General features: G+C 66.0%; 8 protein-coding genes. 3 read left to right on the forward strand and 5 right to left on the reverse strand.

Annotation, left to right across the window (positions count from 1 at the left end; all coding sequences use genetic code 11):
- A complete protein-coding gene (locus AAG799_RS12060) occupies positions 1–963 on the forward strand; it encodes an alpha/beta hydrolase (RefSeq protein ID WP_341896162.1) in 963 nt (320 codons plus the stop codon).
- 132 nt (positions 964–1,095) lie between these two features.
- Here AAG799_RS12060 and AAG799_RS12065 read toward each other — a convergent pair whose 3' ends face one another.
- Positions 1,096–1,533, reverse strand: coding sequence for a CAP domain-containing protein (locus AAG799_RS12065; RefSeq protein ID WP_341896163.1), 438 nt, complete (start codon positions 1,531–1,533; stop codon positions 1,096–1,098).
- Between the two features lie 98 nt (positions 1,534–1,631).
- Here AAG799_RS12065 and AAG799_RS12070 point away from each other — a divergent pair, with 98 nt between their 5' ends.
- Positions 1,632–2,360, forward strand: coding sequence for a tellurite resistance TerB family protein (locus tag AAG799_RS12070; protein WP_341896164.1), 729 nt, complete (start codon positions 1,632–1,634; stop codon positions 2,358–2,360).
- Positions 2,361–2,562: 202 nt separating this feature from the next.
- Here AAG799_RS12070 and AAG799_RS12075 read toward each other — a convergent pair whose 3' ends face one another.
- The 4 genes from AAG799_RS12075 to AAG799_RS12090 all read right to left on the reverse strand — a co-directional run bounded on the left by AAG799_RS12075 (position 2,563) and on the right by AAG799_RS12090 (position 9,533).
- On the reverse strand, positions 2,563–3,822 hold the full coding sequence (locus AAG799_RS12075) for a hypothetical protein (protein WP_341896166.1): 1,260 nt from the start codon (positions 3,820–3,822) through the stop codon (positions 2,563–2,565).
- A 144-nt stretch (positions 3,823–3,966) separates the two neighbouring features.
- Positions 3,967–4,983 carry an FkbM family methyltransferase gene (locus tag AAG799_RS12080; protein ID WP_341896169.1) on the reverse strand — a complete coding sequence of 339 codons (1,017 nt, stop codon included), beginning with the start codon at positions 4,981–4,983 and terminating at the stop codon, positions 3,967–3,969.
- 2 nt (positions 4,984–4,985) lie between these two features.
- Positions 4,986–5,807 (reverse strand): FkbM family methyltransferase, encoded by an 822-nt coding sequence (locus AAG799_RS12085; RefSeq protein ID WP_341896171.1) that lies wholly within the window; start codon positions 5,805–5,807, stop codon positions 4,986–4,988.
- Positions 5,808–5,867: 60 nt separating this feature from the next.
- On the reverse strand, positions 5,868–9,533 hold the full coding sequence (locus AAG799_RS12090; RefSeq protein WP_341896173.1) for a vitamin B12-dependent ribonucleotide reductase: 3,666 nt from the start codon (positions 9,531–9,533) through the stop codon (positions 5,868–5,870).
- A 240-nt stretch (positions 9,534–9,773) separates the two neighbouring features.
- Between AAG799_RS12090 and AAG799_RS12095 the strand changes: the two genes are divergently transcribed.
- Complete coding sequence (locus AAG799_RS12095) at positions 9,774–10,316, forward strand: hypothetical protein (RefSeq protein WP_341896174.1); 543 nt, start codon at positions 9,774–9,776, stop codon at positions 10,314–10,316.
- The last annotated feature ends 183 nt before the right edge of the window (positions 10,317–10,499 follow it).

Below are 10,499 nucleotides of genomic sequence, written 5' to 3' on the forward strand. Positions count from 1 at the left end.
ATGCTGGACACCGAAGCCAAGTCGTTCCTCGATGCCGTGAAGGCCGCCGGCCGGCCCGATGTCTCGACGCTGACACCGCCGGACGCGCGCCAGCTCTACAAGGAAACCCGCGGCGCGGTGACGCCCGAGCCGCCGGAGGTGTCCGAACTCGACAATATCGCCGCACCCGGCCCGCATGGTCCGATCCCGCTGCGCTACTATCGCCCGGCCGGCGTCGACAAGCGCGAGCCGATCCCGGTGCTGGTGTTCTATCACGGCGGCGGCTGGGTGATCGGCGATCTCGACACCCATGACGTGGTCTGCCGCAGCCTCGCCAACGAGGCGCGCTGCGCCGTCGTCTCGGTGGATTACCGCATGGGCCCGGAACACAAATTCCCCGCCGCGGTGGACGATGCCTATGCCGCCGCGCACTGGGTGGCAGGCGAGGCGAAGTCGCTGCGCATCGACGCCGACAGGCTGGCGGTCGGCGGCGATTCCGCCGGCGGCAATCTCGCTGCCGCGGTGGCGCTGATGGCGCGCGGCAAACGCAAGGATGGCGATGCAACGGCGCCGAAGATCGGCTACCAGCTGCTGATCTATCCCGCCACCGACATGCATATGGATACGCAGTCGCACAAAAGCTTTGCCAAAGACCATCTGCTGACGCGCGACAGCATGGACTGGTTCCAGCTGCAGTATCTGAATGGCGCAGCCGACCGCGACGACTGGCGCGCCTCGCCGCTGCGCGCCAAAAGCCTGGCCGGCCTGCCGCCGGCCTATGTGCTGGTCGCCGGCCATGATCCGCTGCGCGACGAGGGCGAGGCCTATGCGGTGGCGCTGAAACAGGCCGGCGTGCCGGTGGTGTTCCGCGAGTTTCCCGGCCAGATCCACGGCTTCGTCGTGCTCGGCAAGGTGATGCCGCAGGCGACCCAGGCGATTGCCGAAATGGGCACCGCGCTCAAGCTCGCCTTCGGGCAGGGGTGACGCTATCAAAAACCGTCACCCTCGGCCTTGTGCCGAGGGTCCATCTGCCAATTCTGTCGCATCATGACTAAGCCGATAGGGAAATGGATGCCCGGAACAAGTCCGGGCATGACGGTTTGGGAAAAGTGCAGGCTACTCCCGTCCCAGCACCAGCACCCATTGCGCGCGGCGCAGGTCTGACGCATCCGCCCGCGTATCGGCGCCCATCTCGCTGACATGCGCATCGAGCAGGTTGGCGCGATGGCCCGCGCTGGTCAGCCATAGCCGCACCACTTCCGCCGCATCGCAGGCACAGAGCGCCAGATTCTCCGCCACGCGGCGGTAGGCATAGCCGGCCTGTTCGGCGCGCTGCGGCAGGGTGCTGCCGGTGCAGCCCTCATGCGCCAGCCGGCCGCAGCCCTGCAGGTCGGCGGCGTGGCTGGCGGCAGCGGCGGCGAGCCGCGGATTCCACTGCAGCGGCGGCAGGCTGCGCGCGGCACGCGCGGCATTCACCTGGACCAGGATATCGGCCTGCCACAGCGCCTCCATGGCGCCGACTGGAGAAATGTGGCCGAAAAGCGGCAACAGCACGGCGATCACGGCAAGATGAAACCGTTTGCAGCCTTGAAGCCGCGCGGCGCAATCCCGATCTCTCGCCCTCCATATCATGAACGGAGGCTAGACGAGCAATGATCGATGCGAAATCCCTGCTGGACCAGTTTCTCGGCGGGCCGGCACAGACTCGCGGCATGCAGGGCCAAACAAATTTCGGCGACTTAGCCAAACGCGGGCTGGACAGCCTGGGCGGCGGCAAGGGGCTGGCGGTCGGCGGCCTGCTCGGCCTGATCGCCGGCAACAAGTCGGCGCGCAAGATGGCGGGCAATGTCGCCATGTATGGCGGCGCCGCGGCGCTGGGCCTGCTGGCCTGGCGCGCCTATCGCAATTACCAGGATGGCCAGACGCCCGCCACCGCACCGGCGGCGCAGCCGCGCGATATGGCGCAGGTCGATCCGCGCTACCTGCCGGCATCGGCGCCGGCGCGCAACGGCCAGCCTTTCGAGCTGGCGTTGATCCAGGCCATGGTGGCGGCGGCGAAAGCCGATGGCCATCTGGATGCGCAGGAGCAGCAGCGCCTGTTCGGCGAGATCGAGCGCATGGGGCTGACGGCCGAGACCAAGGCGGCGGTGTTCGACCTGCTGTCGCAATCGATTTCAGTGGATGCGGTGGCGGCATCGGCCGGCAGCCCGGAGCAGGGCGCCGAACTGTATCTGGCCTCGCGCATCGCCATCGATCCGGATCATCCGGCAGAGAAGGCCCATCTCGCCGCGCTGGTGCAGAAGCTGAAGCTGCCGGCCGACCTGGTCGCGCATCTCGACCGCCAGGTTGAGGCCGCGCTCAGCCAGGCCCGGGCAGCGTGACGCAGGCTGCATACCCCGCGATGCGTGCGGTTGCGGGATTATCGATTTGTAATGCGGGGGTTGCCAAGTCGTAACCTGCCGGACCGGCCGGTTGGGGCTATGGTCGTCTTGTCACACGGCACCTTTCGTGTCGCGTTTCCTCCCAAGTAACAAACTAGCCCTGGCCTCGCGGCCGGGGCTTTTTTTTATGTGCTCACCGGCATCAGCCGCGCAGATAGTTGGCAAGGCCGTAGCCGGAGCTGCTGCCGCCGCCCATCAGGCTGAGCATGTAGGATGTGCTGTTGGCGCGGGTCAGCTGCTGCAGCATGTATTTGCTGTAGGCACCCTGGGTGTTGTAGGGGTCGTCGGTTTTCGTCGTGGTCTTGGTCGTGCTGGTCGAGGTTTTCTTGGTATCGGTTGTCTTGCTGCTGTCGGCCGGGATGGCCGCGGCCGGCAGATGCTGCTTCAGTTCGGCAAAGGCGGCGCGCTGCTCGTTGGTGGTGAAGCTTTTGCTCTCGTCATAGACGATGGCATTGAGCTCCTCGCGGCTCAGGCCGGCGAAGGGATTGGCCTTGTCCCAGCCATTCACATAGCGGGTGGCGAGGCGGGCGCGGGCCACGGCTTCGGCGCTGGCGCCACTGACGGCCTCGTTATTCGCCTTCAGCTTTTCATCCAGTGTCAGCGTCTTGGCCGATTTGGCCAGGATGCCCTTTTCCAGGCTATCGCGCTGCGCGAGCGCGGCACGGCGTTCGTTCACCGTGTAATCGCCGGTGTCGTTGGCGATGATGGCGGTCAGCTGGTCGCGGGTCTTGTCGGCCAGCGGGTTCTTCACCTTGCCGCCGCCATTGAGGAAGTCGGTGGCCTTCTTGGCCGCCGCCTTGCGCTCCGCCGTGCCGGAGTCCGGCACCTCGGCATCGTTCACCTTCTTGTCGAATTCGGTTTTCGGCGTCAGCTCGTCCATGATGCGGGCATGGTCCTGGCGGGCGAATTCGCTGTAGGCGGCGCGGCGTTCGTTGACCGTGTATTTGCTGTCCTTGTCGACGATCACGGCGGCGAGTTCGGCCGGCGTCTTGTTCTTGAACGGATTGGCCGCCTTGCCATCGAGGAAATCACTGGCCTGCTGGGCGGCGGTCTTGCGCTTGGCATCGACGGCCTCGTCGCCGGTCAGCGGCGGCACGGCCTTGTCGGCCGCTTCGGCCTGCTTGGCGCTTTCGAGGAAAATGTTGGACAGGATCAGCTTCATCTTCGCGGTGATCTGCGCCTCGTCGTCGGGCGTGGCCGCGGCGGCGGCCTGCTGGGCCAGCGCCTGCAGGGCGGCCGGCGACAGCGTCACCTCGACGCCGACATCCTGCCGCAGGTCGGTCGCCACCATCACCGGCGTGGTGGTGGACGTTCCGCTGCTGCCGCCGCTGGTGTCGGTCGTCGCCGGCTTCACGGTGCCCGGATAGATCGTGCTGCTATAGGCGGTGGCGATGGTGGTCATGGGGTGTCCTTTTCCAGGACACACTTGCAAGCGACAGGCCATCCCCGCTGGCCCGTAACCTGTTGAAATGTCGTTGCGAATTGTTGCCGCTTACAGGCAAAACCTGCCAGGCCGGCAGGATTTGCCGGGGCAGGGGCGCGCCCGTCAGGCGGCGGCGTTCAGGCGCTGGCGCAGCAGATCCAGCTTTTCGGCCGGCACGGCGACGATGTTGAGCTGCCGCGGCAGCTCGAAGCGTTGCGCCGGCAGCAGCGGCACCAGGGCGAGCCGGTCGGTGCGGGCGTCGTTGCCGCCGCGGATGCAGTCGGCATCCTGCTGCACCCAGCCGGGATAGAAAAAGCGGTAGTCGCGCTGGCCGAGCAGGTGCAGCGGCCCCAGCGTGATCTGCGGATCGCGCGGATGCAGCCAGCTCTCGAACACGATGACGGGGCGCGCGGCGTCGATGGTGGCCGTGGCGCCCTGCAGCACCTCCAGCTCATGATCCTCGACATCGATTTTCATCACCTGCGGCGCCGGAAGGCCAAGGCTGTCGAGCCGCGCCATCTTCACCTTCGCGCCCGTGCTGGCCCCCAGGCTGGCAAGGCCGCTATGCATGCCGTCGCTGATGCCCATGGTGGCTTCGCCATCGCGGTCGGCCAGGGCGATGCCGTGACAGGCAATCCGCGGCTGCAGGCCGGCCTGCATCACCACCGATTCAAGATCGGCGAAGGTGGCGGGGAAGGGCTCGAAGGCATGCACCTGACCCGTGAAGCCGGCGCGGCCGCCGATCAGCAGCGCGAACCAGCCCCAGTTCGAGCCGATATCGAAGAACACGCCATCGGCGGGCACCAGCGCATCGAGCAGCGACGAGGTTTCGGCCTCGTAGACCGGCAGGTTCTGCGGCAGGTACAGCGCGCTGAACTGGGTGTTGCGGCCGTTGAAGCGGATGCGGCGCTCGCCCGCCGCGCCGCTGAAGCTGAAATGGCCGTGGCCGGTGATGCCGAGATCGAGCAGCCAGCGGAACAGCCGGCGCGCCGGCTTGCCGACCAGGCGGCGGCTCAGGCGCTTGCGCGGACGGAAGCCGGCCAGATGCAGGCGGCTCAGCAGCGGCAGGTCCAGCAGGCGGAACGGGCTGCGCGGCGCAACCGTGCAGCGGATCACATCGGTATCGGCGATTGTCGGCATGGTCAGGCGCTTGCTGCCGCGACGCGGCGATAGACGGTGTTGGCAGACGAGCTTTCGGCGGCAACGGCATGCAGGCCGGCAGCGGCCAGCAGGGCGTCGATGCGGCTGCGGTCTGCGGGCGAGCAATGCATGGTCTCGATCAGCACCGAGCGCAAGGCCGGGCTGGCCCAGAGATCGGTGCCGCCCTCGACGATCTGGCGCTCGATGCCGTCGACATCGATTTTCACATGCTGCGGCGCCGGCAGGCCGGCACTGCGCGGCAGGTCGTCCAGGGTCAGCAGCAGGGTGCCGAGGCTGCGGCGGCTGTCATTGTCAGCCGCCAGCGTGCTGCCCACCGCGCCGGCCTCGACGCTGTCCATGCCGAGCCGGGCCAGGCCGCGCTGTGGTCCCAGCGCCAGGCAGAGCGGCGTGATGCGTTCGCCCAGGTCGTTGAGCAGCAGGTTGCGGCACAGCGCGGCGAAGGAAAACGGATTGGGCTCGACGGCGATGCAGCGGACCTGCTGCTGCCGTGCCGCAACCATGCTGAACAGGCCGATATTGGCACCGATATCGTAGAGCACGTCACCGGGCGCCATGCTGCCGATCCAGGCCAGGGTCTCCGGCTCACTGGCCAGACCCTGGTGCAGCCAGTAGAGGCAGCGGCGGTCGACGATGGCGAGACGGATGCCGGAACCGCCGGACACGGTGCCGACCGGTGTGAGGGCGGCGGGCAGGAAAGCGCGGATCTTCAGGGCGCGCCGCTGCCCCAGCAGGCCAAGCAGGCCGGTGACACTGGCGGCAATGCCATCTGCCACCGTGCGCGTGAAAGAGAAATGCCCCGCCATGATCCCCGTCCCCCGGCGCCTAGATAGCGCCTGGGGGGCGTCCTGTCACCTGGCGAGACCTCAACTGCAGCCGGTGGTGCCGCCGCAGCTGTCGCATTTCAGGCAGGTGCCGTTGCGCACCAGGGTGAAGTTGCCGCATTCGGGGCAGCTGTCACCCTCGTAGCCCTTCATGCGGGCGAGGGCACGCTGTTCGATCTTGCTGTTGCCGCCGCCCATCACGGCGCCCATGGCCGCGGCGGGCACATCCATCTCGACATGGGTATGCGTGTCGGTGGTGACATGCATCACGGGACCGTCCGTGCCGGTGGCCTGCAGTCCGGCAACGGCGCCGCGGTTCTGGCCGCCCTGCAGCACATAGAGGTTGGAGCGGATATAGCCGGTGGAGGCGACCTTGATGGCTTCCTGCTCGACCTGCAGCTTGACGGCCGCCGGGGCCTGCTTGGCGCCCAGCGTGTCATGGCGCAGGTCGTCGGGCTGCACATGGGCCAGATCGGTGCGGCCGAGATAGCTCACCGCCAGTTCGCGGAACACATAGTCGAGGATCGAGGTCGACATCTTGATGACGTCGTTGCCTTCCACCACCCCCGAGGGCTCGAAGCGGGTGAAGGTGAAGGCATCGACGAATTCCTCCAGCGGCACGCCGTATTGCAGACCGATGGAGATGGCGATGGCGAAATTGTTCATCAGGCTGCGGAAGGCGGCGCCTTCCTTGTGCATGTCGATGAAGATCTCGCCCAGCTTGCCTTCGTCATACTCGCCGGTGCGCAGGTAGACCTTGTGCCCGCCGACCACGGCCTTCTGGGTATAGCCCTTGCGACGCAGCGGCAGCTTCAGGCGGCCGGCGATATGCTTCTCGACGATGCGCTCGGCGATGATCTGCGCACGCGCCGCCGCCGGAGCCTCGGCCACCTGCTCGGCGATGGTTTCGCCGGTGTCGTTGGCGACGTCGTCTTCCAGCGTCTGGGTCTGCAGCGGCTGCGAGAGCTTGGAGCCGTCGCGATACAGCGCGATGGCCTTGCAGCCCAGCTTCCACGACAGCATGTAAGCGGTCTTGCAATCCTCGACCGTTGCCAGGTTGGGCATGTTGATGGTCTTGGAGATCGCGCCGGTGATGAAAGGCTGTGCCGCCGCCATGATGCGGATATGGCTTTCGGCCGAGAGGAAGCGCACGCCATCCTTGCCGCAGGGGTTGGCGCAGTCGAACACCGACAGGTGCATGTCTTTCAGATGCGGGGCGCCTTCCACCGTCATGGCGCCGCAGCAATACAGGTTGGCGGCGGCGATTTCATCGCTGCTGAAGCCGAGCGCGGTGAGCAGGTCGAAGGCCGGATCGTCCAGCTGCGCATCGGTGAAGCCGAGCGCCTTGCAGGTGTCGGTGCCCAGCGTCCAGCGGTTCAGCACGAACTTGATGTCAAACGCGCCGCGCAGGCCGGTTTCGGCCTTGGCGATGGTGGCCTCGGAAAGTCCCTTGGCCATCAGCGTTTCATGGTTGACGCCCGGTGCATCCTGCAGCGTGCCATGGCCGACGGCGTAGTCGATGATCGCCTTGATCTGGCCGTCGTTGTAGCCCAGCGTCTTCAGCGCCAGCGGCACGGTGCGGTTGATGATCTTGAAATAGCCGCCGCCGGCCAGCTTCTTGAACTTCACCAGCGCGAAGTCGGGCTCGATGCCGGTGGTGTCGCAATCCATCACCAGGCCGATGGTGCCGGTCGGCGCGATCACGCTGACCTGCGCATTGCGGAAGCCATGTTCGGTGCCCAGCTCCAGCGCGCGGTCCCAGGCGGCTTCAGCGGCATTCAGCAGCGCCTGGTCGGGGCAGCTGGCATGATCCAGCGGCACCGGCGCCGTGGTGACGCCTTCATAGCCGAAATGATCGCCCTGCGCGGCGCGGCGATGGTTGCGGATCACGCGCAGCATGTTTTCGGCATTGGGCGCATAGCCGGGGAAGGGGCCCAGCTCGCCGGCCATCTCGGCCGAGGCGGCATAGCTGACGCCGGTCATCAGCGCAGTGATGGCGCCGCAGATCGCGCGGCCTGCATCGGAGTCATAGGAATGGCCGCAGGACATCAGCAGGGCGCCGAGATTGGCGTAGCCCAGGCCAAGGGTGCGGAACTTGTAGCTGCGCTCGGCGATTTCCTTGCTCGGGAACTGCGCCATCAGCACGCTGATTTCCAGCACCACGGTCCACAGCCGCGTCGCATGCTCGAAGGATGCCGTGTTGAACCTGCCGTCAGGCTGACGGAAGGTCATCAGGTTCATCGAGGCGAGGTTGCAGGCCGTGTCGTCGAGGAACATGTATTCCGAGCACGGGTTGGACGCATTGATGCGGCCATCGGCCGGGCAGGTATGCCACTCGTTGATGCTGGTATCGAACTGGATGCCCGGATCGGCCGAGGCCCAGGCGGCATAGCCGACCTGTTCCCACAGATCGCGCGCCTTCAGCGTCTTCGACACCTTGCCGTTGCCGCGATAGGTCAGGCTCCAGTCGCCGTCGGTCTCGACCGCCTTGAGGAAACCATCGGTGACGCGCACCGAGTTGTTGGAATTCTGGCCGGCGACCGTGAGATAGGCCTCCGAATCCCAGTCGGTGTCATAGGCAGGGAATTCGATCTCGGTGTAGCCCTGCTTGGCGAACTGCACCACGCGCTGGATGTAGTTCTCCGGGATCATCGCCCTGCGGGCGGCGAGGATTTCCTTGCGCAGCTGCGCGTTTTTCTTGGCATCGAAACGCGCATCACCGCTGCCGAGCTGGCAGGCGGCCATGATGGCGCCCAGATGTTTCTGCGACAGCTTGGAGCCGGCGACCAGCGCGGCGACCTTCTGCTCTTCCTTCACCTTCCAGTCGATGAACTGCTCGATATCGGGATGGTCGATATCGCAGATCACCATCTTGGCGGCGCGGCGCGTGGTGCCGCCCGACTTGATGGCGCCGGCGGCGCGGTCGCCGATCTTGAGGAAGCTCATCAGGCCCGACGACTTGCCGCCGCCCGAGAGCTTCTCGTTCTCGCCGCGCAGGCGCGAGAAGTTGCTGCCGGTGCCCGAACCGTACTTGAACAGGCGCGCCTCGCGCACCCACAGGTCCATGATGCCGCCCTCGTTGACGAGGTCGTCCTGCACCGACTGGATGAAGCAGGCATGCGGCTGCGGATGCTCGTAGGCCGAGGCCGAGGCGGTCAGCTGGCCGGTCTTGTAATCGACATAGTGATGGCCCTGGGCCGGGCCGTCGATGCCATAGGCCCAGTGCAGGCCGGTGTTGAACCACTGCGGCGAATTCGGTGCGGCGATCTGGGCCGCCAGCATGAAGCGCAGTTCGTCGAAGAAGGCGCGGGCATCTTCGTCGGAATCGAAATAGCCGCCCTTCCAGCCCCAGTAGGTCCAGGTGCCGGCGAGGCGGTCGAACACTTCGCGGCCGCTGCTCTCCTGGGTGAAGCGATCCTTCTCGGGCAGTGCGCTCAGCGCATCCATGTCGGCTTCACGGCGCCACAGGAAGTCGGGCACATCGGATTCTTCGACGGCCTTCAGCGCGACCGGCACGCCGGCGCGACGGAAATACTTCTGCGCCAGCACATCGGCCGCCACCTGGCTCCAGTCGGCCGGCACTTCCAGCTGGTCGAGGCGGAACACCACGCTGCCATCGGGATTGCGGATTTCGCTGGTGGTGGTTTTCCATTCCAGGCCGGCATAGGCATCCTGCCCCGCCACTGTGAAATGCCGCTGAATACGCATACCGTGATTCCCCGCCGAACGAGTTGCCGAATAAGATCAATATGTTGTGGTCTGGCCGGCGACTGATTTCGGGGAAAAACCCAACATCTAGTGCCAAGTCGTCGTAACGAAGCTAAATCTATGGATGTGCAGGGGTGAGTCAAACATGAAATCTGTGACCGAATCGGCTATGTTTGATTGACAGGTTTTTGCCACATTCCCCGTATCACTATGACTCGCCGACTTATTTGGGATTCGCTCATGCACCGCCTTTTCATCGCCGCCGTCATGCTGTTTGCCGCTCTGGCCGCAAACCCGAGTCTCGCCCAGGACAAGGCAACCCGGGCCGCGGCCGAGAAGCTTATGACCACCATCGGACTGGAGAAACGTGTCGAGGCGATCACGCAGCTCTATCTGAATTTCCTGCCCAACGGCACGGCAGCCGAGCAGCAGCGTGCCGCCGACCTGCGCCAGCGTGCCCCCACTGCCGGGCCACGCTTCCGCGGCGCCGTGGTCAATGCGGCCGCGACCAGCTACACGCCGGCCGAGCTTGGCGCCCTGGATGCCTATTTCGCCAGCGGCGAGGGCCAGCGTCTGCTGACCACTGTGCTGACCCGCGCCGTGCTGGGCGCCAGCCAGAAGGGCGGCGTGAAGGCCAGCGACATTCTACGGCCCGAGGAACTGCCGCTGGACAATCCCGCGCTGCAGGCTGCCGCAGCCAAATATCCCAGCTTCGAGACCCGGGCGCGGGCCGAGCTGCAGCGTGAATTCGCCCAGGAAATCGCCCTGATTACCGCGCGTTAGGCGGGTATGGCGTTACCTGCACCTCTTGCTCCGTCGCGCCTGTAATGCCATAGTCCGGCAGGATTTTTCGGCCGGATTCCCGGCCTGAGGGTGGCAGTCCCATGAGTCTGATCGGCACCAAGCTTTTCACCTGGTGGAAGGGCGAACTCGTCGGCACCGACGGGTTCGGCAATCGCTATTTCC

The organism is Ferrovibrio terrae (assembly GCF_943371255.1).
Taxonomy (GTDB): Bacteria; Pseudomonadota; Alphaproteobacteria; order Ferrovibrionales; family Ferrovibrionaceae; genus Ferrovibrio; species Ferrovibrio terrae_B.

What these genes read in the sequence shown, in the direction of transcription:
- AAG799_RS12085 (WP_341896171.1), bottom strand. Translation starts at nt 5,807, where the DNA reads ATGGCGGGGCATTTCTCTTTCACGCGCACGGTGGCAGATGGCATTGCC.
- AAG799_RS12080 (WP_341896169.1), bottom strand. Translation starts at nt 4,983, where the DNA reads ATGCCGACAATCGCCGATACCGATGTGATCCGCTGCACGGTTGCGCCG.
- AAG799_RS12075 (WP_341896166.1), bottom strand. Translation starts at nt 3,822, where the DNA reads ATGACCACCATCGCCACCGCCTATAGCAGCACGATCTATCCGGGCACC.
- AAG799_RS12090 (WP_341896173.1), bottom strand. Translation starts at nt 9,533, where the DNA reads ATGCGTATTCAGCGGCATTTCACAGTGGCGGGGCAGGATGCCTATGCC.
- AAG799_RS12060 (WP_341896162.1), top strand. Translation starts at nt 1, where the DNA reads ATGCTGGACACCGAAGCCAAGTCGTTCCTCGATGCCGTGAAGGCCGCC.
- AAG799_RS12070 (WP_341896164.1), top strand. Translation starts at nt 1,632, where the DNA reads ATGATCGATGCGAAATCCCTGCTGGACCAGTTTCTCGGCGGGCCGGCA.
- AAG799_RS12095 (WP_341896174.1), top strand. Translation starts at nt 9,774, where the DNA reads ATGCACCGCCTTTTCATCGCCGCCGTCATGCTGTTTGCCGCTCTGGCC.